General features: G+C 36.1%; 24 protein-coding genes. 19 read left to right on the forward strand and 5 right to left on the reverse strand.

The window, feature by feature from the left end; genetic code table 11:
- Nucleotides 1-88 precede the first annotated feature (88 nt).
- Nucleotides 89-526, reverse strand: a complete 438-nt coding sequence (locus tag RCH13_RS08150) for a DUF1573 domain-containing protein (RefSeq protein ID WP_326986744.1) — start codon at nucleotides 524-526, stop codon at nucleotides 89-91.
- A gap of 122 nt (nucleotides 527-648) precedes the next feature.
- Here RCH13_RS08150 and RCH13_RS08155 point away from each other — a divergent pair, with 122 nt between their 5' ends.
- From RCH13_RS08155 to RCH13_RS08170, 4 genes are all read left to right on the forward strand, one after another.
- Nucleotides 649-3,267 carry a valine--tRNA ligase gene (locus tag RCH13_RS08155; protein ID WP_326986745.1) on the forward strand — a complete coding sequence of 873 codons (2,619 nt, stop codon included), beginning with the start codon at nucleotides 649-651 and terminating at the stop codon, nucleotides 3,265-3,267.
- Between the two features lie 46 nt (nucleotides 3,268-3,313).
- Nucleotides 3,314-3,952, forward strand: coding sequence for a DUF4241 domain-containing protein (locus RCH13_RS08160; protein ID WP_326986746.1), 639 nt, complete (start codon nucleotides 3,314-3,316; stop codon nucleotides 3,950-3,952).
- Nucleotides 3,953-4,070: 118 nt separating this feature from the next.
- On the forward strand, nucleotides 4,071-4,964 hold the full coding sequence (locus tag RCH13_RS08165; protein WP_326986747.1) for a ribokinase: 894 nt from the start codon (nucleotides 4,071-4,073) through the stop codon (nucleotides 4,962-4,964).
- A gap of 87 nt (nucleotides 4,965-5,051) precedes the next feature.
- Entirely contained in the window at nucleotides 5,052-5,891 is an 840-nt protein-coding gene (locus tag RCH13_RS08170) for an alpha/beta hydrolase family protein (RefSeq protein ID WP_326986748.1), read from the forward strand.
- A gap of 99 nt (nucleotides 5,892-5,990) precedes the next feature.
- Here RCH13_RS08170 and RCH13_RS08175 read toward each other — a convergent pair whose 3' ends face one another.
- Together RCH13_RS08175 and RCH13_RS08180 are read right to left on the reverse strand one after the other, a co-directional pair.
- Nucleotides 5,991-6,584, reverse strand: coding sequence for a hypothetical protein (locus tag RCH13_RS08175; RefSeq protein ID WP_326986749.1), 594 nt, complete (start codon nucleotides 6,582-6,584; stop codon nucleotides 5,991-5,993).
- Nucleotides 6,571-7,056, reverse strand: coding sequence for an RNA polymerase sigma factor (locus tag RCH13_RS08180; protein ID WP_326986750.1), 486 nt, complete (start codon nucleotides 7,054-7,056; stop codon nucleotides 6,571-6,573). Before RCH13_RS08180 ends, RCH13_RS08175 begins: the two co-directional genes overlap by 14 nt.
- 201 nt (nucleotides 7,057-7,257) lie before the next feature.
- On the opposite strand from RCH13_RS08180, the gene RCH13_RS08185 reads away from it, so the two are divergent.
- The 3 genes from RCH13_RS08185 (at nucleotide 7,258) to RCH13_RS08195 (ending at nucleotide 10,004) form a co-directional block, all read left to right on the forward strand.
- Nucleotides 7,258-7,827 carry a cob(I)yrinic acid a,c-diamide adenosyltransferase gene (locus RCH13_RS08185; RefSeq protein WP_326986751.1) on the forward strand — a complete coding sequence of 190 codons (570 nt, stop codon included), beginning with the start codon at nucleotides 7,258-7,260 and terminating at the stop codon, nucleotides 7,825-7,827.
- The gene (locus RCH13_RS08190; RefSeq protein ID WP_326986752.1) at nucleotides 7,787-8,437 is read left to right on the forward strand and encodes a thiamine diphosphokinase; all 651 of its coding nucleotides are present in this window, start codon (nucleotides 7,787-7,789) and stop codon (nucleotides 8,435-8,437) included. The genes RCH13_RS08185 and RCH13_RS08190 overlap by 41 nt, the downstream gene beginning before the upstream one ends.
- A 175-nt stretch (nucleotides 8,438-8,612) precedes the next feature.
- Nucleotides 8,613-10,004 carry an arginine decarboxylase gene (locus RCH13_RS08195; RefSeq protein ID WP_326986753.1) on the forward strand — a complete coding sequence of 464 codons (1,392 nt, stop codon included), beginning with the start codon at nucleotides 8,613-8,615 and terminating at the stop codon, nucleotides 10,002-10,004.
- A gap of 209 nt (nucleotides 10,005-10,213) precedes the next feature.
- Here RCH13_RS08195 and RCH13_RS08200 read toward each other — a convergent pair whose 3' ends face one another.
- Entirely contained in the window at nucleotides 10,214-10,423 is a 210-nt protein-coding gene (locus RCH13_RS08200; RefSeq protein WP_326986754.1) for a DUF5808 domain-containing protein, read from the reverse strand.
- A gap of 83 nt (nucleotides 10,424-10,506) precedes the next feature.
- On the opposite strand from RCH13_RS08200, the gene speB reads away from it, so the two are divergent.
- Nucleotides 10,507-11,364 carry an agmatinase gene (gene speB / locus RCH13_RS08205; protein WP_326986755.1) on the forward strand — a complete coding sequence of 286 codons (858 nt, stop codon included), beginning with the start codon at nucleotides 10,507-10,509 and terminating at the stop codon, nucleotides 11,362-11,364.
- A 125-nt stretch (nucleotides 11,365-11,489) separates the two neighbouring features.
- On the opposite strand, the gene RCH13_RS08210 is transcribed toward speB, so the two are convergent.
- The gene (locus RCH13_RS08210) at nucleotides 11,490-13,346 is read right to left on the reverse strand and encodes a CocE/NonD family hydrolase (RefSeq protein ID WP_326986756.1); all 1,857 of its coding nucleotides are present in this window, start codon (nucleotides 13,344-13,346) and stop codon (nucleotides 11,490-11,492) included.
- 64 nt (nucleotides 13,347-13,410) lie between these two features.
- Between RCH13_RS08210 and RCH13_RS08215 the strand changes: the two genes are divergently transcribed.
- The 11 genes from RCH13_RS08215 to ruvA all read left to right on the forward strand — a co-directional run bounded on the left by RCH13_RS08215 (nucleotide 13,411) and on the right by ruvA (nucleotide 23,218).
- Nucleotides 13,411-14,022: an alpha-ketoglutarate-dependent dioxygenase AlkB family protein gene (locus RCH13_RS08215; protein ID WP_326986757.1), complete on the forward strand. Its 612-nt coding sequence runs from the start codon at nucleotides 13,411-13,413 to the stop codon at nucleotides 14,020-14,022.
- Nucleotides 14,023-14,191: 169 nt separating this feature from the next.
- On the forward strand, nucleotides 14,192-14,671 hold the full coding sequence (locus RCH13_RS08220) for a BON domain-containing protein (protein ID WP_326986758.1): 480 nt from the start codon (nucleotides 14,192-14,194) through the stop codon (nucleotides 14,669-14,671).
- A 6-nt stretch (nucleotides 14,672-14,677) separates the two neighbouring features.
- The gene (locus tag RCH13_RS08225; RefSeq protein ID WP_326986759.1) at nucleotides 14,678-15,097 is read left to right on the forward strand and encodes an SH3 domain-containing protein; all 420 of its coding nucleotides are present in this window, start codon (nucleotides 14,678-14,680) and stop codon (nucleotides 15,095-15,097) included.
- Between the two features lie 238 nt (nucleotides 15,098-15,335).
- Entirely contained in the window at nucleotides 15,336-16,658 is a 1,323-nt protein-coding gene (locus RCH13_RS08230) for a dicarboxylate/amino acid:cation symporter (protein ID WP_326986760.1), read from the forward strand.
- A 188-nt stretch (nucleotides 16,659-16,846) separates the two neighbouring features.
- A complete protein-coding gene (locus tag RCH13_RS08235) occupies nucleotides 16,847-17,101 on the forward strand; it encodes an FN3 associated domain-containing protein (RefSeq protein WP_326986761.1) in 255 nt (84 codons plus the stop codon).
- A gap of 49 nt (nucleotides 17,102-17,150) precedes the next feature.
- Nucleotides 17,151-17,612, forward strand: coding sequence for a T9SS type A sorting domain-containing protein (locus tag RCH13_RS08240; protein WP_326986762.1), 462 nt, complete (start codon nucleotides 17,151-17,153; stop codon nucleotides 17,610-17,612).
- 163 nt (nucleotides 17,613-17,775) lie between these two features.
- Nucleotides 17,776-18,891, forward strand: a complete 1,116-nt coding sequence (locus RCH13_RS08245; protein WP_326986763.1) for an Mrp/NBP35 family ATP-binding protein — start codon at nucleotides 17,776-17,778, stop codon at nucleotides 18,889-18,891.
- A 51-nt stretch (nucleotides 18,892-18,942) separates the two neighbouring features.
- Complete coding sequence (locus RCH13_RS08250) at nucleotides 18,943-19,191, forward strand: NifU family protein (RefSeq protein WP_326986764.1); 249 nt, start codon at nucleotides 18,943-18,945, stop codon at nucleotides 19,189-19,191.
- Nucleotides 19,192-19,340: 149 nt separating this feature from the next.
- Entirely contained in the window at nucleotides 19,341-20,201 is an 861-nt protein-coding gene (locus tag RCH13_RS08255; protein WP_326986765.1) for a BadF/BadG/BcrA/BcrD ATPase family protein, read from the forward strand.
- Nucleotides 20,202-20,251: 50 nt separating this feature from the next.
- The gene (locus tag RCH13_RS08260) at nucleotides 20,252-22,543 is read left to right on the forward strand and encodes an NADP-dependent malic enzyme (RefSeq protein ID WP_326986766.1); all 2,292 of its coding nucleotides are present in this window, start codon (nucleotides 20,252-20,254) and stop codon (nucleotides 22,541-22,543) included.
- Nucleotides 22,544-22,633: 90 nt separating this feature from the next.
- Nucleotides 22,634-23,218, forward strand: coding sequence for a Holliday junction branch migration protein RuvA (gene ruvA / locus RCH13_RS08265; RefSeq protein WP_326986767.1), 585 nt, complete (start codon nucleotides 22,634-22,636; stop codon nucleotides 23,216-23,218).
- The last annotated feature ends 1 nt before the right edge of the window (nucleotide 23,219 follow it).

Genomic DNA, 23,219 nt, shown 5'->3' on the forward strand with positions numbered 1-23,219 from the left:
TCTTATATTTTGATTAAAAATAAAAAAATCACTCCAATAAAGAGTGATTAATTTGATATTTGTAAAATGGTTGTAATAACCAAAGCAATTATTTTGTTCTTGCAGCTTGTGCAGGTACTGCTTCTGCAGACATCATCGCGGCGGCAGGAGCGGCAACTGCAGAACCTTCAACATTACCTTTAATCATGATGGTTTCTCTACCCACCTTAGGATCGTTTGAATAAACCTCAATGTTTTTAGCAAATGGTCCTACAATCGTTGTGTTGTAACCCACTTTAATTTGGGCAGTTTTTCCTGGCATAATTGGATCTTGGCTCCATTCTGGAGTCGTACATCCGCAAGAAGCCTGTACTTTTGAAATAATCAAAGGTTTGTCTCCCGTATTTTTTACAGTAAACATTCTGTGTCCATCTGCACCCATCTTAATATTACCATAATCATAAGTAGTTTTGTCAAAAGAGATTGACTGTGCAGAAGCTATAGCGAAAGAAGCGGTTAATAATAATGCCGCGAATACTTTTTTCATCTTATTAGATTTTTATTAATTATTTAATGATCTGAGAAAGCAAAGTTAAAAATTAAATCAATATAAAGAAAAACTTTTTTTATTTGCCTACTTTTGCACCTTATTATTAAAGAACAGATTCTATGCAGATTTCAGAAAAATATAGTCCTCGCGAAACAGAAAACAAGTGGTATCAGTATTGGCTGGATCAAAATTATTTTCATTCTGTACCAAATGATAAACCTGCCTATACCATTGTAATTCCGCCACCAAATGTTACTGGAATTTTGCACATGGGTCATATGCTGAATAATACCATTCAGGATGTATTGGTTCGTCGTGCTAGAATGCAGGGTTTTAATGCATGTTGGGTTCCTGGAACTGACCATGCTTCCATCGCTACAGAAGCAAAAGTAGTGGCTAAGCTGAAATCCGAAGGAATTAATAAATCTGATTTAACTAGAGAAGAGTTTTTAAAACACGCCTGGAACTGGACGGATGAATATGGCGGAACCATTCTGGAGCAACTAAAAAAATTAGGATGTTCTTGTGACTGGGAAAGAACGCGATTTACTTTAGAACCGAAACTTTCTGCCCAAGTCATCAAATCATTTGTAGATCTTTTTAATAAAGGACTTATTTACCGCGGCTACAGAATGGTCAATTGGGATCCAGAAGCGAAAACCAATATTTCTGATGAAGAAGTTATTTTTAAAGAACAAAATGGTAAACTTTATTATCTAAAATATAAAATTGAGGGCACCGAGGATTTTCTTTCTGTGGCTACAACCCGTCCAGAAACCATTTTTGGAGATGTTGCAATCTGTGTGAATCCTCTTGATGAGAGATATGCGCATTTAAAAGGAAAAAAAGTGAGGGTTCCGCTTGCTGACCGACTTATTCCCATCATAGAAGATGAATATGTAGACATCGAATTTGGGACTGGAGCCTTGAAAATTACGCCGGCTCATGACACCAATGATTACGAGATTGGTAAAAAACACAATCTTCCAATGATTGACACGTTGGACGATGATGCCAACTTGAATGATCACGCCTTACATTATTCTGGAAAAAACCGGTTCGTTGCAAGAAAATTAATCGCGAAGGAATTAGAAGAAAAAGATCTATTGCTAAAAGCGGAAGATTACGTTAATAAAGTAGGAACTTCAGAAAGAACGGGCGCTGTAATAGAACCTAAAGTTTCTGTTCAGTGGTTCTTAAAGATGGCAGACTTGGCGAAACCTGCTTTAGAAGTGGTGATGAATGATGAGGTTAAATTTCATCCAGAGAAATTCAAAAATACCTACAGACATTGGATGGAAAACATCCGAGATTGGAATATTTCCCGACAACTTTGGTGGGGTCAGCAAATTCCTGCTTATTACTACGGCGAGGGAGAAAATGATTTCGTAGTTGCAGAAACAATTGCAGAAGCATTAATTCTTGCGAAACAAAAAACAGGCAGCCAACAATTGGCAACCAATAACTTAAAACAAGATGAAGATGCCCTAGACACTTGGTTTTCTTCGTGGTTATGGCCAATGTCTGTTTTTGATGGAATTACAAATCCAGATAATGAGGAAATTAAATATTACTACCCGACTTCTGATTTAGTAACGGGACCAGATATTATCTTTTTTTGGGTAGCAAGAATGATTATTGCCGGCTTAGAATACCGCCAAGAAATACCTTTCAAAAATGTTTATTTCACCGGAATCGTTCGGGATAAGCAACGTCGAAAAATGTCTAAGCAATTAGGGAATTCTCCAGATCCGATAGAACTCATTGAAAAATATGGTGCAGATGGCGTCCGTGTTGGAAGTTTGTTAAGTTCTGCAGCCGGGAATGATTTGCTTTTTGATGAAGAGCTCATGTTGCAGGGAAGAAATTTCGCCACTAAAATCTGGAACTCCAATAAATTGATTCAAGGTTGGAAAAAAGACGGTAGCATTAAAGCCAATGAAGGTGATGAGCAAGCAATCATTTGGTTTGAAAATCAAATGGATAAAACCGTAGCGGAAATCGCTGATCAGTTCGAAAAATTTCGGATTTCCGATGCATTGCATTTGGTCTATAAATTAATTTGGGATGATTTCTGTTCTTGGTATTTAGAAGCGATCAAACCTAATTATGGCGATCCTATTTCCGAAGAAGTGTTTAATAAGACGATTTACTTTTTTGAGGAATTAATGAAATTGCTCCATCCTTTTATGCCATTTTTGTCCGAGGAACTGTGGCAAAACATTTCCCCGAGAACACCCGAGGAAGCCTTGATCATAGCACAACAAAGAAAAAATCAAAGTTTTGATGTAGAAACAATTCAAAATTTCGAGGTGACGAAAGAATTAATTTCCGGCATTCGAAATTACCGCCAAACGAAAGGGATTTCTCCTCGGGAGGAAGCAGAAGTATTCACCAATGCAATTTCTTTCCCGAATGAAAATCTCTTGCGAAAATTAGGTAATATTTCTACCATTCATTTTGCAAAAAAAACGGATAAACCTACGTTTACGTTTTTGGTAGGATCTTCCGAAATTGCTATTCCTCTAAGTGAAAAACTGGATTTAGAAGAGGAAAGAAAGAAAACAGAAGAAGAAATTAAATATTTGAAAGGATTTTTAATTTCCATAGAAAAAAAATTATCCAATGAAAAATTTATGGCCGGAGCGCCACAGCAGGTTGTGGATGTAGAGCTTAAAAAGCAGAGCGATGCCCGACAGAAAATTCAACTTTTAGAAGAGAAATTGAAAACGTTATAGTTTGCTTTGCTCCTTTTTCAAAGTCTAATAAATTATTTTTTTCCATATGCAACATTTAGAAAACATAGAAAAACTCTTCACCAAAAATTTTGTAGAAAACCCTTTGGTAGAAAGTTTTGAGGGCGGTATGATTCACCTTCCCACAGGAAAAATTGTAGCGTGTGACCCCGTTCTAACCAATGATATGAAGGAATTCAATATTCATTTTCCCACAGGTGATTTTCCGGTTTTGATTCATAAAGAGCGAGAAAGTAATTGCGTTGCCTATGTGGAGATTGTGTTTGGCTCCGAAGAAATTAAGGAATGGAAATTGGCAACTACGGAAGATCAGCATGTTGCAGATTTAAAGAAAGAAGAGATCTTCGGCTATCCGGTAGAAAGTGGAATGGGGAGTTTTATGGATGTAGAAACGCAGGATGATTTAAACCAGTTGGAACAAAAACTTTTCCACAGAAAAGGCGCTGAATTTATGGGGATTTATGAAGAATTTTTCCATGTTCATTTTTTTGATGAGAATGGTGCCATTGATCAGTTTGCTCTTTTAAAACCAGACGAAGAAAAATCCGGAAATATTCTCGCTTTTGAGACGGGTTATGGTGAAGGTTTTTATGCAAGTTATATCGGTTTCGGAGTAGACAATCAGCCCTTGAAATTAATTTCAGAATTTATAGAAATTGGCAGTTAATTAACAGTAAAAAATTTTCATTCTCTAATTAAAAATTTAAATTTGTTTAGCAAATCCAAAAGGCGCGATCAATCGCGTCTTTAATTTTTAAATACAGTAAGTCAAAATAATTTTCCCCATGAATATTACTTCAGAACAACCCAAAATAATTGTAGTCGGGAGTTCATCCATCGATTTGGTTCTTAACACGGAGTATTTCCCAGGTCCCAATGAAACGGTAATTGCCCAGAAATCAGAAAGTTTTTTCGGTGGGAAAGGTGCCAATCAAGCCGTGGCCACTTCTCGCTTGGGTGCAAGTGTTTATTTTATTGGTTGTGTAGGAATGGATCCTTTTGGTCAGCAAATCCTTCGGAATTTGGTTGATGAAGGGGTGAATGTAGGCTTCGTGGCAGAAACTGAAGATGCCGCAACTGGAACAGCGTACGTAACTGCTGCTAAAGGCGTTAACTCCATCGTTGTAGTTCCTGCCTCTAATTTTTGCTTAACATCAAAACATGTTTTAGAAGCGGAAAAATATTTTTCTACAGTGGATATGGTTTTATTGCAATTAGAAATTCCAATGGAAACCGTGGAAACGGTGGTTCAATTGGCGAAAAGCAACAACAAGAAAATTGGAATTTATGCGTCGCCTGCAAAAAAATTGTCTGAAGAAATAATTGAAGATGCCACTTTCATTGTGGCAAAAAGCAATGAGTTGTCGCTCGTTTTTGGTGATGAACAGAGGGAACAAATTCTTAGGAAATATCCAAATAAATTATTTGTTAGAGATGATTCTAATTCTACCACGTATTTCAACGGTGTAGAAATGAAATATTACAGAAACGATCACGATTCCGTTTTGCATAAAATGGGAATGGGAGATGCATTTACGGCTGGATTTGCCGTTGCGCATTGTCACCAAAATTCAATTGATGATTGTGTGCAGTTTGGAAATGATGTATCATTAAAGGTTACAAAAAACAGAGGTTCGCAACGTGGTTTACCTTTCATTAAAGATTTTTTTCCAGAATAATTATTCCCGAATTACGCCTCTAATTTTCATTATATTTCCCTTCATACTAAATGCTTTTTCGAATAAATTGTTCGTCATCTTTATCAAATGCAGGAATTATTTCTCCAAACTTCTGATCAGATTTCCCTTGCCCTCAAAATCTTTAAGCCAAGTTTATCAAACAGTAAACTTTTGCTCATTAATGCTGCAACGGGTGTAAAACAGCAAGTGTATTTTTCTTTCGCTAAGTTTTTAGCCAGTGAAGGAATTACCGTAATCACGTATGATTACCGCGGAATTGGAGAATCCAAACCATTGAAAATGCGAGGTTTTGATGCTACGATGAGAACTTGGGGATCAGTGGATTTTCAAACCGTTACTGATTATGTCCAAAATCATTTTCAAAATCATGAAAAATTCTGCTTGGGACATTCAGTTGGGGCGTTGATTTTAGGCATGAATCCCGGCTCAAAAATTTTCAAAAAATTTATTTTTGTGACTACGCAGGATGCCTATGTAGGAAATTTAAAGTGGAATGTTGCGTTTTTGGGCGCTGTTGGTTTTGGCCTGGCTGTTCCGCTCACCACCAAATTTTTCGGTTATTTTCCGGCGCACCGTTTTGGCTTGGGCGAGTCTTTGCCAAAAGGAGTTGCCTATGATTGGCGAACATTAATTCTGAATAAAAAATCAACCAGCAGACTTTATGAAAAAATTGAGGAAGATTTTTCTAAAGATTTATGCCAGGAAACACTTATTATTCACGCGGAAGATGACCATTGGGTTACGAAAAAAGGTATGAATAATCTAATGAATAATGTTTATCCAAATTTGAAAAAATCCTTTAGAGAAATTAAAATTTCCGAGTCTGAGAAAGGAGAAATTGGGCATATTAAATTTTTCAGAAGTTATAATAAAAATCTTTGGACCATAATTTTGGAGGAACTTTAAAAAAAATCTGAAAGTTCTTGACTTCCAGATTTTTGTTGAATGTAGAGCGTAATTGATGAATCCGTGACGAATGAGTTGCCATTTTTCTACCAATCTTCCTTATTGAAATTGAGTCTCCAGATCTTTTAGCTCCGAAATGATGCCGTCTAATTTCGCGTCTTGTTTTTTTATTTCCCTTTTGCCCAAATAAAAATAGGCAAATATCATCCAGGAATAGGTGATGACAAAAGCCAAAATCATTTTCCATAAATCCACATTTTTCAGCAATTCAAAAAGGTAAACTCCAAGAGCAGAACTGAGTAGAATGTAGTAAATCGGCATATTCCAGTGTCTTTGCTTTTTCTGAAAAGTCTGGTAATTTCGCCACTGTTGGAGATGGAAACTTGGTGTTTGACTTTCATCTATATCTGTAATTTTCTTCGCATTGTAAAGCATTAAAATTGCCTGCAGAAAACAGATTGCGGAGATTATGACCATCGAAGTAATGATCGGTGTTGTTTTAATTTTGGTGTCAAAAGTGGTCATTAAAATCAAAATCAAAATTCCTGTCAAAATGAGCAAAGTTGCTCCTTTAATGTTCGTGTTTTTTAGTTTCATACGATTGTTTTTTATTTTAGAAATATTCGTGTTTTTAGCGGGAACCTTTGTTTCTGCTTGTTTCCAAAGGTTTTCTAGGTCTTTAAATTCTTCCATAATTGGTATAAATTTCTTGCAGTTCTTTTTTGATTCTATGAATTTTTACACGCAGATTATTTTCTGTAATTCCTGTAATTTCTGCGATTTCTTCGTAAGGTTTTTCCTCCAAAACCAAAGTGATAATAATCCTTTCGCTTTCTTTTAATTTGCTGATGCTTTCGTAAAGTCTATTAATTTCTTTTGAATTATCTTCGGTTTCTTCGTAAACTAATTTGGAAAGAATGACTTCAGAATTTTGGTCTTTATTTTTTTCTTTTTTCAATCCCATTAAACATGTATTAATGGCGATTCTGTAAATCCAGGTTCCAATTTTACTTTCGCCGCGAAATTTCGGCAAACTGTTCCAAACTGCAATCCAGCTTTCTTGATGAAGGTCGTCTGCGAATAATCGGTCCCCAGAATAACTCAAACATAATTTGTAAATCCTGGGAGAAAATTCCTGATAAAGGTGATCAAAATCGTAAGTCATTTTTTGCAATTTTGGAGTAGAACATTTTAAATAGATGATTTTTCATGATAACGTTTTATGGTGAAGAAAATCATTTACTGGCTTCTGAACATTGGATACAAATTTTTTGAAATTATTACAAAAAACTTTTAAAAATTTTAAATGTGAATCTTTTCCCTCTTCTAAAAAACCTTAAATTTACGCTTCTATTAAAGTAAAATAATGAAAATTTATACAAAAACTGGCGACAAAGGTGAAACTGCTCTATACGGCGGAACCCGAGTTTCCAAAGCTTCCGCAAGGGTAGAGTCTTACGGAACCATTGATGAACTGAACTCTTTTATTGGTTCTGCGAAATGTGAAATTACGGACGAAAAAGTTTTAAATCAACTCAAAAAAATTCAGTTCGATTTATTTACGGTCGGTTCAGAATCTGCAACACCAACTGATAAATTAAATTTAGCCAACGGAAAATCTCGCTTAGCTTTAATGATTTCAGATATAGAAATCGAAGAGTTGGAAAATTGGATGGATGAATTTGAAAAAGAGTTGAAACCACTTCAATATTTTATCCTTCCCGGCGGTGGAAAAGGTCCAACTTCCCTGCATATTTGTAGAACGGTTTGCAGAAGAGCAGAACGCAGTTTGGTTTTCTTGAATGATTCTGAAGAAGTTCGTCCGGAACTCATCAAATATTTGAACCGACTTTCGGATTATTTATTTGTTTTAGCGCGTTATGTAGCTCATTTACATGATGAACCTGAAGAATATTGGAATCCAAATGACCGATAAAGTTCTTTTGTTCATTAATGGTGTTCCACCAAGCAATCTTCCCGAAACAGAAGGTTATTCCTTGATTGCGTGTACTGATGGTGCCTTTCATTATTTAAAGGAGAAAAACTTCCCTCTTGATCAATTAGATTTTATTTCTGGAGATTTCGATTCTCATTCTGGACAAGATGATTCAGTTTATGAGGAAAAATTTATTTACACGCCGGATCAAGACAAAACGGATTTTCAAAAAGCCTTAGAAATTATTGAAAGTAGGGGTGGAAAAGAAATAGAAATCTATGGCGCAAGTGGCGGAGAAATGGATCATTTCCTCGGGAATCTTACCGTAGCTTTTCAATTTAAAGAAAAGATGGACATCACCTTTTATGATGAATCTTCTACCTATTTTTTTGCGAAGAAGAAGGCAACATTGAATGAGGTTCACGGAAAAACCATTTCTCTTTATCCTTTTCCCGCAGCGATTGCAGTAATGACCAAAGGTTTAAAATGGCCTTTGAACCAAGAAACTTTAGACTTAACTAAAAGAATTGGAACTCGTAATGTAGCGGATTCAGAAACGGTTGAAATCTCATACACTTCTGGTGACTTGATTATTTTCGTAGGCAAATAATTAAGGATTGAAAAGTTTTTAGCAATCGAATTCAAAGTAAATAAAGATTACAGCGCTCAACTGAACATTTTCTGAAATGTATTAAGTTTTTTTTATGTTTTAAAACCCATATTTTTTTCTCAAATTTGCACCACCAAACACAAAGAACCTAATTTAAAAATCCGGCACGCCAAACATGAAGATTAAATATTCAGAACTTATTGACCAGACCCTATATTTTCCCACAGAAGAATTTAATGTGGAAGAAAATAGTTTGAAATTCCACGATATTCCTTTGATGGAGGTCATTGAACAGTTTGGAACGCCTCTGAAATTTAATTATCTGCCGAAAATTTCCACCAATATTCAACGGGCAAAAGCTTGGTTTAAAGAAGCCATCGAAAAGCACGATTATAAAAAAGGTTATCGATATTGCTATTGCACGAAATCCAGTCAATTTGCTTTCGTAGTAGAAGAAGCCCTGAAAAATGACATTTCTCTGGAAACTTCTTCCGCTTATGATATGGATATTGTCCGTTCTCTCTACGAGAAAGGCAACTATGGAAAAGATATAGAAGTGATATGCAACGGTTTTAAAACCGACGATTATCTCGCCAAAATTTCTGATCTCATTAATAATGGTTTTCAAAATATTATTCCGATTTTGGATAACTACCGTGAACTGGATAAATTAACAGAAAGTATTGACACCACTTTTAATATTGGAATTAGAATCGCTTCTGAGGAAGAACCAAAATTCGAATTTTATACCTCCAGATTAGGAATTGGATACAAAGATATTATTCCATATTACAGTCAAAAAATTGCAGAACATCCGAACGCGAGATTGAAAATGCTGCATTTTTTTATCAATACCGGAATTAAAGACACGGCATATTACTGGAATGAATTATACAAATGTTTGCGCGTTTACGCTCGTTTGAAAAAAATTGCGCCAGAAGTTGATTCCCTTAATATCGGTGGCGGTTTTCCCATCAAAACTTCTTTGAATTTTGATTACGATTACCAATATATGGTGAATGAAATTGTTTCTCAAATCAAGAAATTCTGCGAAGAAGAAGGCGTAGAAGAACCAAATATCTACACTGAGTTTGGTAGTTTTACCGTGGGTGAGAGTGGAGGACATCTTTACAAAATTATTTCTCAAAAACGCCAGAACGACCGGGAAAAGTGGAATATGATCGACTCTTCATTTATGACGACTTTACCTGATACTTGGGCGATTTCTCGTAAATTTATTATGCTTCCGCTTAATCGTTGGGAGGATACTTATGAACGTGTTTTTCTGGGTGGTTTAACTTGTGATTCCGATGATTATTATAATTCTGAGCAACATACGAATGCTATTTATTTGCCCGTTTTCAGCGAAACAAAATCGCTTTACATCGGATTTTTCAACACTGGAGCTTATCAGGAGACAATTGGTGGTTACGGCGGTGTTCATCACTGTTTAATGCCCCAACCGAAACATATTTTGATCGATAAAGACGAAGAAGGAAATTTCAGCTATAAAGTTTTCCGCGAAGAACAAAAAGCGGAAGATGTTCTGAAAATTTTAGGATATTAAAATTCCCCTTCTTTGAAGGGGTGGATTTTTGCGCAAGCAAAAAGTCGGGGTAGTTTTTAGGAGCAACCCAGTTTTCGCTTCTTTTAAGAACCCATCCCGCTTTCCACTCTATCTTTTCCTTTTTTCAGAAAAAAAAGAAAAAGGATGCCGTTTCAATCGGGGCTAGAACTTCCGGCAGTTTGTCATATCATTGGACGAAATTTCTACAACTAACTTCTTGATTCAATCATATAAATGATAAATCCGAAAAAAGCCATCATCAATAAAAAAGCGAACACCGATTTTGTTTTCGCAAAATTGATCGTCCAACCCATCCACGGAATTCTTTTGGGCGGAAAAATCCGGTCATCATTCTTATTGAAATAAAATATTCCCCAAATCCAGTGGGAATTATTTTGTTCTGGTTTTACCTGTTCCATCGTAAATTATCTTTAGTCAAATTTAAAAAATAAAAATTCAATTTTCATATCTTTGAAAATTCATTAAAAATTTAAAAATTCATATGCAAACTTACGCCGGAATTCCAGAAGAAAACGCAACCTTAGAAAACTCAAAAGTGATGCTCGTAACCGTTCCTTACGACGGAACTTCCACGTGGGGAAAAGGTGCAGACAAAGGTCCGGAATTGTTTTTAGACGCTTCCGAAAATATGGAATTGTACGATATAGAAACTGGAACAGAACCTTATTTAGAAGGCGTTTATTTGGGTGGAGAAATCACGGAGAAATCTTCTCCAGAAGCAATGACAGAAGCGGTTTACCAAAAAACAAAAGAACTTTTAAAAAACGAGGGAAAATTATTTACCCTTTTTGGAGGAGAACATTCGGTTTCCATCGGTTCAATCCGTGCGGTTGGTGAAAATTTTGAAAATTTAACCGTTCTACAATTAGATGCACATACCGATTTACGTCCAGATTTTCATGGATCGACTTCCAATCATGCTTGTGCGGTTTTTGAAGCAAGCCAAAAACACAATTTAGTTCAGGTCGGAATTCGTTCGGGAGATATTGAGGAAATGCAATATGTACAAGATGGAAATTGTTTCTGGGCACATGAAATCGCTACAAATCCAAACTGGATCGATGGGGTTTTAGATAAGGTTTCCGGGAATGTTTATATCACAATCGATTTAGATGCATTCGATCCTTCCATCGCGCCTTCCACGGGAACGCCAGAACCAGGAGGTTTACAATGGTATCCAACTTTAGAATTATTAAAAAAAGTTTTTGAGAAATGCAATGTTGTCGCCTTTGATATTGTAGAATTAATGGATTCTCCGATGCCGAAACCAACCGCTTTCTTAGCTGCGAAATTGTATTATAAAATGTTGGCGTATTATCATTTGGAAAGTGCCAAGTAAAAAGAAACAAGTAAAAAGAAACAAGAACCAAGAACCAAGAACCAAGATTTAAGATATGAAAAATGCTTTGCAAAATTTTTGAAAGCATTTTTATCTCTAAAACCTACAGTCTAACGTCCAATTTCTTACTTCAAAACATCCACTTCCACAGAACTGTCTCCGAAAATTTTAATGAATGCTTTCGTGTAATCTTCTTTCGTGGCCATATTTACATTGGGAATAAATTTCTGTGGATTTACGGTGAATAATGGAAACCAAGTACTGGAAATTTGGATCTGTATTTTATGTCCTTTTTTAAAGGTGTGCATCACATCCTGCAACCTGAAATCGACTGCCGTTTTTTGATTTGGAACCAAAGCTTCGGGTTTTTCCCGGGAATTTCTGAATCTTGCAGGCATAATTTCACTTCGCACCATTTGATGATAATTGCCGTAAATCACCCCATCTTTTTTCTCTTTCGGTACAAAATCCTCCGGATAAACATCGATTAATTTCACGGCGAAATCTGCATCCGTAGAGGTAGAGGCAATATTCAATTTCGCCATCAATTCTCCACCAAAAGTCATGTCTTCTGTCAAAACATCCGTGGTGAAAGTGACAACGTCTGGTCTACCGACCGCAAATCTTTGGTCCTCACTCATGTAATTTCTCGGGGTAAAGCCATTAAAATCTTTCAAATTCTCAGAACTTAAAACGGGCTTTGCAGGATCGCTGTAATATTCTGTAAATCCGTTACTCGCTTCATAATTCATCTTTTCATTGGATAAATAAAAGCTTACTTTTTTAACGTCTTTTGGTGGATATTGCGCAAATTCTCGCCATTCTTTGTTTCCGGTGTCATACATTACCGCTTCGGGAATTCCTGCATCTTTCTTCGTGGCACCTTTTAGATAGTGATCAAAAAACTTGGTCTCAAGATTTTTTTGATAATAAGTGGCGATGCTGTCTCCAAAATAAATCTGATTGTGAAACTGTTTTCCCATTTCCCGAGACCAACCTCCATGCGCAAATGGACCCATCACAATGGTGTTTTTCGCTTTTGGACTTGTTTTCTCAATGGTTTTGTAAATATTTAAGGGACCAAATAAATCTTCGGAGTCATACCAACCTCCAACCGTCATTACGGCGTGGTCTACATTTTTAAGATGAGGTAGCAAACTTCTTTTTTGCCAGAATTCATCGTAGTTCGGATGGTTCATAATTTCCGTCATAAAGAAATTATCCTTGTAATATTTATCATAACCTTCTTTTAAAGTTCCCATATCACGGTAGAATTTAAGACCATCTTCTGAGGTAGGTTTAACAAAAGAATCCATATACCAACCTTCTTTTTCAGCTTTTGTTTTCTGAACACCGAAAACAGGAAAAGTTCGGAAATAACCCAACATAAATCTGCCATTGTGCAAAAAATCGTCATTCCAGAAATCAGAAATAGGAGCTTGTGGAGAAGAAGCGACCAAAGCGGGGTGATTTGCTAAAATTCCTGCTGCCGTGTAAAATCCTGGATAAGAAGTTCCATACTGACCCACTTTTTTATTATTATTCTCTACATTTTTAATAAGCCAATCGATGGTGTCATACGTATCCGTACTTTCATCGACGTCTTTTTTAGATTTTCTTTCCACTTGCGGCGTCATATTGGTAAATGTACCTTCGCTCATGAATCTGCCGCGAACATCTTGATAAACAAAGATGTAACGGTCTTTCATCAAATATTGATTCGGGCCTAAAGAATTTGGGAACTCAGTTTCGCCGTATGGACCTATGCTGTAGCAAGTTCTTTGCATAAGAATAGGAAATTTTTTATTTTTGGAAATATCTTTGGGTGTATAAATAGAGGTGAAGAGTTTTACGCCATCTCGCATGGTGATGTACACTTCTTTTTTGATGAAATTTTCTTTCACAAAGGTGTTGTCTCTTTTGTTTTGTGCGACTACAAAAGTCATGAGCAAAACAAAAATAAGCTGCAAATATTTTTTCATAAGTAAAATTTGAGACGAATTTATAAAATAAAAAAGATAAATTGAGAACTTAAATTGATGACGTATGGATTTATTTGAAAATGTGTCCGATGCCAATATTAATCTGCTGCCTCAAGATGGAACAGTACATTATTATGGTAAAATTCTCACTCAATCTGAAAGCGATTTCTTCTACTCGCAACTTTTGGCAAATATCGATTGGCGAAATGACGAAGCGGTAATCTTTGGAAAAAAAATAATTACCAAACGGAAAGTCGCTTGGTACGGCGATTTTGATTTTGAATATACCTACTCGAATTCTACCAAGAAAGCGATGGCGTGGACACCAGAATTATTGAAGCTAAAGAAAATTGTGGAAGAAAAAACCGGGGAGCAATTTAATTCCTGTCTTTTAAATTTGTATCATAACGGAAGCGAAGGCATGGCTTATCACAGTGATGGCGAAAAGGATTTAAAAAAAAATGGCGCTATTGCATCGGTCAGTTTAGGGGCAGAACGCAAATTTTCTTTTAAACACAAAACCACCGCGCAGAAAGTAGAGCTGCTATTAAATCATGGCAGTTTATTGGTGATGAAAGGTGAAACGCAAACATTTTGGAAGCATCGTTTGCCGCCAACCACTAAAATTTCCGAGCCTAGAATCAACTTGACTTTTCGGACTATCGTTCAGAAATAAATTAATTGGTTGAGTTCCTTTCAGCATCCTAATTATTGAAGTAAACTTTGCTAAATCTGTAGCAAAATTGAAAAACTTTAAGAAAAAATTAGCATTTTTTAAGAATTTACCCATGATTTTATCATTAAATTTGGAATCAATTATACTTTAACAATTAAAAAATTCAACTATGAAAAAAACAATCGCAATGGCGACTTTGGCACTTGCAGTGTCTTTCGGTTCTATTTCTTGTAAGAAAAAAGTGACAGACGCTGAGTTGCAAACTCAGGCAACTACCGTAGTAACCTCTAATCCTAATGCTTCCGTAGAAGTGAAAGATGGTACAGCTCACTTAAGTGGAACCTTCGCAGATCAAGCTTCCAAAGATTCAATGATTGCATCACTAAAAGCAATTCCAGGAGTGAAAGAAGTAATGGATATGTCCACTGTTGCAGAAGCGGTAGTGGTAGAAACTGTTTCAGCAGTAGATCCAATGGTTCAGCAAAAAGTAACAGATGCAGTAAAAGATTTTCCTTCAGTTAACGTAGAAGTGGTAAACGGTGAATTAACATTGACTGGAAATATTTCTCCAGCGCAGGCAAAACAAGTTAAAATGTCTGTAGATGCATTGCAAGCAGGGAAAGTAAATTATAACTATACTGTAAAATAATTAGAAATGAGCGCATTACAAGATAAATACGCAGGGGTGATTGCTGCTGCCAATTCAGCAGGGTTGTCTAATCTGCAGGTTTCTGAGCAAGACGGAATTCTTTATGTTTCTGGTCACGCTACCAATTCTGCGGCAAAAGATGCAGTGTGGAATGCTCTAGGAGTAGTAGATTCTTCCTATTCGGCTTCTGATATTAATGTAGATGTTCAGGTTGCCGGTTTGGCAACCGGATCACCATTAACGGTAGTAACAGAAGATTCTAACTTAAATATTAGACAAGATCCTTCTACGGAAGGCGCTATTGTTGGAAAAGCAGGTAAAGGTGAATCTGTAACTTTGGTAGAGCAAACTTCTGATGATTGGTGGAAAGTAAAAACTGCTGATGGTGAAGAAGGTTATGCTTACGCAAGATATTTGAAAGCCTAATTTCTTATAAAAATTGTACATGAACCTCTGATTTTTCAGGGGTTTTTTTGGGTCTTATTTTCCTTTTCAAAACGAGACACGAGTTTCGACGATTCAATTAAGAATATAAAATATTAGTACGTCAAACGTTTGTCCGATTTTTTTTTTGTTCTCAAGCGACGTAACTGCATCAATTTTTTTTCCCAAAAGTTTAAACTGCTAAAAATTAATTTATATTTGTAACCGGTCATCTTAAATAATGAGACCGAAAATTGATATGAAATTAGCGCTCCACTGGAAGATATTAATAGGTATGGTTCTCGGAATTGTTTTCGGGTATACCATGAACAATCTTGGATTTAATGATTTTGTGGCCAATTGGATCAAACCTTTTGGAACTATCTTTATTAACGCTTTAAAATTAATCGCTGTTCCTCTAATCGTAGTTTCTTTAATTACCGGAATAGCAGATCTAAAGGATATTTCCAAAATTTCTAAAATTGGGGGCAAGACAATTATCTTTTATCTTTTTACAACAGTAGTTGCTGTTTCTTTGGGTCTTATATTGGCTAATGTGATTCAACCCGGGAATTTTGTTTCTGCAGAAGCCGGTGCACAACTTTTAGAAACTTTTAAAGATGATGTTTCTACAAAGATTTTAATGGCAGATGAACACAAAAGTTCTGGTCCCCTTCAACCACTGATAGATATTGTTCCTGACAATTTTTTCAAAGCTTTAACGGATAATGGCAGTATGCTGCAGGTTATTTTCTTTAGCATCTTAATAGGCATCGGAATTATTTTAATTAAAGAAGAAGACTCCAAACCAGTTGTAGGATTTTTCAAAGGGATGAACGGCGTAATTTTAAAAATAATTGATCTTATTATGCTTGCAGCACCTTATGGTGTTTTTTCACTTTTGGCAGCTCTCATGGTAGAAATTCCAGATTCTTCCATTCTAAAAGGTTTAGTTGCCTATGCATTGACCGTAGTTTTAGGATTAGGAACTTTAATTTTCTTCTTCTATACTTCTATTTTCTATGTGGTGACCAAAAGAAATCCCTTTGAATTTTACAAGCAAATTCTACCTGCACAACTTTTAGCATTTTCTACGAGTTCGTCCGCAGCAACTTTGCCTGTAACCATGGAAAGAGTTACGGAACATGTGGGAGTAGATGATGAAATTGCCAGTTTCGTTTTGCCACTTGGTGCAACGATCAATATGGACGGAACTGCTATATATCAGGCAATTGCTGCAATATTTATTGCACAAGTAATGAATATAGATCTCACTATTTCCGAACAGTTAATGATTATTGTAACTGCCACTTTAGCTTCTATCGGTTCTGCCGCGGTTCCTAGTGCAGGAATGGTCATGCTGGTAATTGTCTTGGGACAGGCTGGAATTCCAGAGGCTGGTTTAGCCCTTATTTTTGCGGTTGATCGACCTTTAGATATGTTGAGAACAGTGGTTAATGTAACCTCCGATTCTACCGTAGCTGTTATTGTTGCAAAATCAGAAGGTTTGCTACACGATCCCAAAATAAAATATTGGGATGAAAACTATCCTCCAAAAATCTAAGATCATTTTTTAAAATCATTAAATTTTGAAGAAGTTTTTCAAAAATAATATGCTAAAAAAATGATTCGAATGAATATTATTATCATTAATCATCTTTAAGAAAAAAAATAGGTTGTGAAAAAACTCTACTTCTTTTAGTACTCCCGATTATTCAAATTTATAATTCGCAGATAACATTTCATAATTGTGTGTACTCCTTTGGACCAGCTCCTTATAATGCAATGTTCACTGGAAACGGAACTATATATTACACCACCGACGGTACAGAACCCACAGGAAATTCTCCTTCTGGTGTTAATGAAATTAATATTTCAATTTCAGAAGTCTTAACAGTAAAAGCAATACTTAAAGACAGCAATAATCAATTGTCGCAGGTATTTTCTAAAAAATATTATTTCGGATCATTTCCTGTAAAAGAAATTTTCTTTAAAAAAACCACCTGAATGGACTTCCACTTGTTCCTACGTAAATTCTTATGATCCCGCACTAGCTTTGGATGTTTTTTCAGGTCCACCAATGACCGCAGTTTGTGATGGTTGGTATAAAGCATCCAATGCATATTTTGTCGGAGCTATTACCTATGATAATTGTAAATCAATGGCTCCACCACCAATTTATCAATATTATGGAATAATTACAGACAGCGTGGTTTTCTACGATTATTCTTTGGGTCCGATTACAAATCCTCCAGCATGCCTTTTGGGAGTAAGTGGAAACGCTAAGAAAATTACTGTAGTGAAGGTTTATCCAAATCCAGTTAAAGAGACACTCCTCACTAAATCAGACAAAGTTTTCAACGCCTACGAAATTATGGAGGGTAGCGGAAAGTCTTTGGGAAAACATGAATTTAAAGCAGAAAATATAAATGTGGCGAAGCTTTCCGCAGGGACTTATTTTATGAAACTTTTTTCTCCTGATGAAATTACGGTAATGGTTAAATTTAGCAAAAATTAAATTTGCCTCCCGTCTTATTGTTCTACCTATTTTTTCTCCCTTCTATTTCTTTATTCTGAAACAGAAGTTTTAGCAAAGTAAATCAGACATTTATCATAGATTTTAATCATTCTAAATAACAAAAATTTCCGTAATTTTGGACTTCAATTATTTATAAAGATTTATGTTGACCAAAGAACGAGTTCAGAGCTTTCTGAAAGAAATAGAAGTAGATGATTTAGTACAGAATTTTCAGGTGATGGGGAATGATGTCTATATAGATATGACTGCGCATTCACCCGCAATGCATGAAAAGAAAAAGTTAGAAGCTGCCATGAAGCAGGCTTTTGCCTCAGAGTTTGGGGAAGAAATTGTTTTGAAATTAAAAATTGCTTCGCCTGAACCTTCAGAAGTACAGCAGAGCCAAATTAAGGGAAAGCAAATCCCCGGTATCCAAAATATCATTGCCGTAGCTTCTGGTAAAGGTGGCGTTGGTAAATCCACAGTTGCTGCAAATCTTGCCGTAACTCTGGCAAATATGGGATTTAAAGTTGGTATTTTAGATGCCGATATTTATGGACCATCTATTCCAACCATGTTTGATACGGAAGGAGCAAAACCACTTTCTGTAGAAGTAAATGGTAAAAACCTCATGAAACCCATAGAAAATTATGGCGTGAAAATGCTTTCAATTGGATATTTTTCTGGGGCAAATCAAGCTGTAGTTTGGCGTGGACCCATGGCTTCTAAAGCTTTAAATCAAATGATTCGCGATGCGGATTGGGGAGAATTAGACTTTCTTTTAATTGATCTTCCTCCCGGAACAGGTGATATTCACTTATCGATTATTCAAGAAGTTCCAGTAACTGGAGCTGTAATTGTAAGTACGCCACAACACATTGCCTTGGCAGATGTTCGAAAAGGTATCGCCATGTTTCAAATGGAAAGTATCAATATTCCTGTGCTAGGTTTAATAGAAAATATGTCTTACTTTACTCCAGAGGAATTGCCAGAAAACAAATATTACATTTTTGGAAATCAAGGCGCGCAATTTTTAGCTGAAGATTTAGGAATTCCTGTTTTAGGAGAAATACCACTTATCCAAAGCATAAGAGAATCTGGTGATGTTGGCAGGCCAGCGGCTTTGCAAGAAGATTCCAAAATTGCTGAAATCTACAAAAAGACTACACAAAATATTATAGAAAGTTTGGTGGCAAGAAATAAAAATCTACCTGCAACCGAGGCGGTAAAAATTACCACAATGGCGGGTTGTGCTCCAAAACAGAATAAAGGGAAGTAATAGCATTTTACTTTAAACCTAAAATTCTTCTAAATAGACTTTAAAATAAAGATGAATAAAGAATTAATACACGAAGAAACGGTTACTAAAGTTTTAAACGCTTTAGAAAGTATCCGTCCGTTCCTTAATAAAGATGGTGGTGATATAGAATTGGTAGATGTAAAAGACCAAAAGGTTTATGTAAAACTACACGGCAATTGTAATGGTTGTCCCATGAGTTTTTCTACCATGAAACTGGGTGTAGAAACGACCATAAAACAGCATGCTCCAGAAATTTTGGAGGTGTTAAACGTAGAATAAGTTGACAATACAGTTATTAATAGAGCAATTCATTTTTTGAATTGCTTTTTTATTTTTCACCTTATTCATTCCTTCCAAAAATGCCCTACTAATTAATCGCCTATTTTTAAAATTAAATTAATATTTTAGCATCTTAAATCAAATTTAATATGATTGCCATAATAGACGGCGGCTCTACCAAATGTGACTGGATGATTCTAGAAAATTCTGGCAGTCTAAATCTCAAAACCACCACATTAGGATTTAATCCAAACATTACGAATACGGATTTTATTTCCCAAGAAATCGATAAAAACGAAGAGCTCTTTTTTTTGAAAAATCATATAGAAAAAGTATTCTTTTACGGTTCTGGATGTGGAACCGAGCACAACGCTAAAAAAGTAGAAACAGAATTCATCAAGACTTTTCCCGAAGCTGAAATCTCGATTAAAGAAGATATGACCGCCGCTGCCTACGCTGCTTATAATGGCAATCCTGCAATTGTTGGTATTTTAGGTACTGGATCTAATTCTTGCTTTTTCGATGGCCAAAAAATCAGAACAGATTTACCCTCACTTGGATTTTTAATTGGAGATGAGGGAAGCGGCAGCGCTTTAGGAAAACATCTTTTACGTCGGTATTTTATGAAGAAGCTTCCGAAAGATTTAGAAGAAGATTTTATTCAAACGTACCGTCTGAGCATTGAAGATGCCATTAAAAATATGTACCATAATCCACGCGCAAATGCTTATTTAGGGGAGTTCAATAAATTTATAGCAGATCGTAAAAAGCATCCTTATTTCCAGAATATGGTGTTTGATGAGTTAAAAAATTATTTGGACTACCAAGTGTTGCCTTATCCAGAATCGGGTGAAGTAGAAGTAAACTGCATTGGATACATTGCTTTTATTTATGAGGACATTTTACGAGCCGCGGCCGCAGAACTCAATTTAACCATTGGTAAAGTTGTACAAAAACCCATTGAAAGTTTAGTAGATTACCACAAAAAATATATTCTGAATTTAAAATAAGTTCAAAGTAGAAACAGTGACTTCAAAATCACTCGAATCAAAAAAAAATTATGTCAAGCAAAACGAACAGAGATCAAAAAAATTTCAACCAGGCAGCCCTGGATTATCACAGCGTAGAGCCGAAAGGCAAAATAGAGGTAATTCCTTCTAAACCACATACTTCTCAGCGGGATTTGTCCTTAGCGTATTCTCCGGGAGTTGCTATTCCGTGTTTAGAAATTGAGAGAGATCCAAAATTGGTGTATGAATATACCGGAAAAGGAAATTTAGTAGCTGTAATTTCTAATGGAACGGCAGTTTTAGGATTGGGAGACATTGGTGCAGAAGCTTCGAAGCCCGTGATGGAAGGAAAAGGTCTCTTATTCAAAATCTTCGCAGACATCAATGTTTTTGATATAGAAATCAATGAAAAAGATCCAGATAAATTCATAGAAATTGTAAAAGGCATCGCACCAACTTTTGGTGGAATCAATCTGGAAGACATTAAAGCACCCGAAGCTTTTTACATAGAACAGCGTTTAAAAGAAGAGCTCAATATTCCTCTGATGCATGATGATCAGCATGGTACCGCGATTATTTCTGGTGCCGCCCTAATTAATGCTTTAGAAATTGCCAATAAAAAAATTGAAGATGTAAAAATGGTGGTCAATGGCGCTGGAGCCGCGGCGATCGCGTGTACCAAATTATATTTGGAATTAGGTTTACGAAAAGAGAATGTGTTAATGTGTGATTCCAAAGGAGTCATTAATCATAAAAGAGAAAACTTAACGCCAGAAAAATTAGATTTTGTGGCGCAAACAGATAGTACCACTTTGGCTGAAGCATTAATTGGTGCCGATGTTTTTGTAGGTTTATCTAAGGCGGATGTGATGACGCCGGAAATGCTTGTGACGATGGCAGAAAATCCAGTGGTTTTCGGCTTGGCAAATCCAAATCCCGAGATTGAATATGAGGTAGCGATGGAAACCCGAAAAGATACCATCATGGCAACAGGGAGAAGTGATTATCCTAATCAGGTGAATAATGTTTTAGGTTTTCCCTATATTTTTCGTGGAGCTTTAGATGTTCAAGCCACTGCCATTAATGAAGAAATGAAATTGGCCGCCGTCTACGCAATTGCAGATTTGGCAAAAGAACCAGTACCCGAAGCAGTAATGCTTACCTACAATTTAAAAAGTTTGAATTTCGGACGGGATTATTTTATACCCAAACCTTTTGATAATCGTTTGATTACCCGAGTTTCCAAAGCGGTGGCAAAAGCTGCCATGGACAGTGGAGTTGCCGGAAAACCGATAGAGAATTTTGAGGATTATGAGACGGCACTTTTAGACAGAATGGGTCGGGATGAAAAACTCATCCGCATGATGCAGAATAAAGCCCGCTCTAATCCAAAACGCGTGACATTAGGTAATGCAGAGGAATACAATGTTTTAAAAGCGGCACAAATTCTTTACGAAGAAGGCATAGCACAACCGATTTTATTAGGGGAGAAAAAATTTGTAAAAGAGCAAATGAAGAAATTCGGGATTGAAATTGATGTACCGATTGTGGATCCTATGGATGATGATCAAGAAGAAAATCGCGTGAAATATCGGGAGACCCTCTGGAAAATGCGCCAGCGAAAAGGCATGAATGAGTATAAAGCGAAACGCTATGTGCGCCAAAGAGATTATTTCGGACCCTTAATGTTGCGTCATGGCGATACAGATGCCTTGATTGTTGGATTTTCTAAAAACTATTCTTCTAATTTGAGACCCGTTCTAGAAGTGATCGAACGGGAAAAAGGGGTAGATAAAATCGCTTCTATGATGATGATTTTAACGGAGAAAAAACCCATCTTTTTTGCAGATACTTCCATCAATCAAAATCCCACCGCAGAAGATCTGGTAGATATTGCAAGAATGTCGGAAATGACGGTTAAGTCATTTGCCATTCAGCCTAGAATTGCGATGCTATCTTTTGAAAACTTTTCTGGAATTTCTGATACTTCCAAGAAAATAGCAAAAGCAGTTTCTATCCTTCATGAAAAATTTCCGAAGATGATTGTAGATGGAGAAATTCAACCTGATTTCGCCATGAATGCTGATCATCTCTCAGATTATCCGTTCTCTAAATTGGGAACCACACCTGCAAATGTATTCGTCTTCCCGAATTTAGAAAGTGCCAATCTCTCTTATAAAATTATTCGTGGATTAAAGATGGCACAAGTGGTAGGACCTATATTAATGGGATTAAAACAACCCGTTCACGTTTTGCAAATGCGCGCGAGCGTTGATGAAATTGTGAACTTAGCAACCATTGCCGTTCTGGATGCGCAGAAAAAAGAGAACGAAAAGCTCTAAACAGAATTTCAAATCTAAAGCCTGATATAAAATTAAGTCAGGCTGTAGATTTTTTAAATAAAGAAAGAAATTTCCTCTAAAAACACACAAATGATTTATTTACTCAAAGGTTCTGTACTGGAACTTAATCCAACTTCCGTAGTGATAGACGTGAACGGAGTTGGATATTTTGTAGGCATCAGTTTGCAAACATCAGAAAAATTGCTTCTTGGAAAAGAAACGCTGCTTAATATTCAGCAAATCATCAGAGAAGATGCTCATTTGCTCTATGGTTTTAACACTATTTTAGAAAAACAAATGTTTAATCTCTTAATAAGTGTTAATGGAGTTGGGCCTGTTTCTGCCCTGATTATGCTTTCTTCCCTCAGCTTAGAAGAGATTGCAAATGCCATCCTTTCTAACAACAGTTTGCTGCTGCAAAAGGTGAAAGGAATCGGCACAAAAACCGCGGAAAGGATCATCGTGGACCTGCGGGACAAAGTCCAAAAATTCAATGTTTCTGACGAAAATATATCTACATTTGCAAATAATAAAATTAAAGAAGAATCGTTATCTGCCTTAGAGGTTTTAGGTATTCCTAAAAAGATGAGTGAGAAGATTGCAGACCGCATTTTAAAGCAAAATCCGGATCTTACGGTAGAAGATTTGGTTAAGCAAATTTTAAAAAACATTTAAC

It is taken from the genome of Chryseobacterium sp. MP_3.2 (assembly GCF_035984805.1).
In the GTDB taxonomy this organism is placed as follows: Bacteria; Bacteroidota; Bacteroidia; order Flavobacteriales; family Weeksellaceae; genus Kaistella.

Bases quoted from the DNA above. Each gene is read 5' to 3' on its own strand.
- RCH13_RS08175 (WP_326986749.1), bottom strand. From the start codon at position 6,584: ATGGAAGAATTTAAAGACCTAGAAAACCTTTGGAAACAAGCAGAAACA.
- RCH13_RS08200 (WP_326986754.1), bottom strand. From the start codon at position 10,423: ATGGAACAGGTAAAACCAGAACAAAATAATTCCCACTGGATTTGGGGA.
- RCH13_RS08150 (WP_326986744.1), bottom strand. From the start codon at position 526: ATGAAAAAAGTATTCGCGGCATTATTATTAACCGCTTCTTTCGCTATA.
- RCH13_RS08245 (WP_326986763.1), top strand. From the start codon at position 17,776: ATGTTGACCAAAGAACGAGTTCAGAGCTTTCTGAAAGAAATAGAAGTA.
- RCH13_RS08165 (WP_326986747.1), top strand. From the start codon at position 4,071: ATGAATATTACTTCAGAACAACCCAAAATAATTGTAGTCGGGAGTTCA.
- RCH13_RS08160 (WP_326986746.1), top strand. From the start codon at position 3,314: ATGCAACATTTAGAAAACATAGAAAAACTCTTCACCAAAAATTTTGTA.
- RCH13_RS08215 (WP_326986757.1), top strand. From the start codon at position 13,411: ATGGATTTATTTGAAAATGTGTCCGATGCCAATATTAATCTGCTGCCT.
- RCH13_RS08220 (WP_326986758.1), top strand. From the start codon at position 14,192: ATGAAAAAAACAATCGCAATGGCGACTTTGGCACTTGCAGTGTCTTTC.
- RCH13_RS08230 (WP_326986760.1), top strand. From the start codon at position 15,336: ATGAGACCGAAAATTGATATGAAATTAGCGCTCCACTGGAAGATATTA.
- RCH13_RS08250 (WP_326986764.1), top strand. From the start codon at position 18,943: ATGAATAAAGAATTAATACACGAAGAAACGGTTACTAAAGTTTTAAAC.
- RCH13_RS08260 (WP_326986766.1), top strand. From the start codon at position 20,252: ATGTCAAGCAAAACGAACAGAGATCAAAAAAATTTCAACCAGGCAGCC.
- RCH13_RS08170 (WP_326986748.1), top strand. From the start codon at position 5,052: ATGCAGGAATTATTTCTCCAAACTTCTGATCAGATTTCCCTTGCCCTC.
- RCH13_RS08210 (WP_326986756.1), bottom strand. From the start codon at position 13,346: ATGAAAAAATATTTGCAGCTTATTTTTGTTTTGCTCATGACTTTTGTA.
- ruvA (WP_326986767.1), top strand. From the start codon at position 22,634: ATGATTTATTTACTCAAAGGTTCTGTACTGGAACTTAATCCAACTTCC.
- RCH13_RS08155 (WP_326986745.1), top strand. From the start codon at position 649: ATGCAGATTTCAGAAAAATATAGTCCTCGCGAAACAGAAAACAAGTGG.
- RCH13_RS08255 (WP_326986765.1), top strand. From the start codon at position 19,341: ATGATTGCCATAATAGACGGCGGCTCTACCAAATGTGACTGGATGATT.
- speB (WP_326986755.1), top strand. From the start codon at position 10,507: ATGCAAACTTACGCCGGAATTCCAGAAGAAAACGCAACCTTAGAAAAC.
- RCH13_RS08190 (WP_326986752.1), top strand. From the start codon at position 7,787: ATGATGAACCTGAAGAATATTGGAATCCAAATGACCGATAAAGTTCTT.
- RCH13_RS08225 (WP_326986759.1), top strand. From the start codon at position 14,678: ATGAGCGCATTACAAGATAAATACGCAGGGGTGATTGCTGCTGCCAAT.
- RCH13_RS08195 (WP_326986753.1), top strand. From the start codon at position 8,613: ATGAAGATTAAATATTCAGAACTTATTGACCAGACCCTATATTTTCCC.
- RCH13_RS08185 (WP_326986751.1), top strand. From the start codon at position 7,258: ATGAAAATTTATACAAAAACTGGCGACAAAGGTGAAACTGCTCTATAC.
- RCH13_RS08180 (WP_326986750.1), bottom strand. From the start codon at position 7,056: ATGACTTACGATTTTGATCACCTTTATCAGGAATTTTCTCCCAGGATT.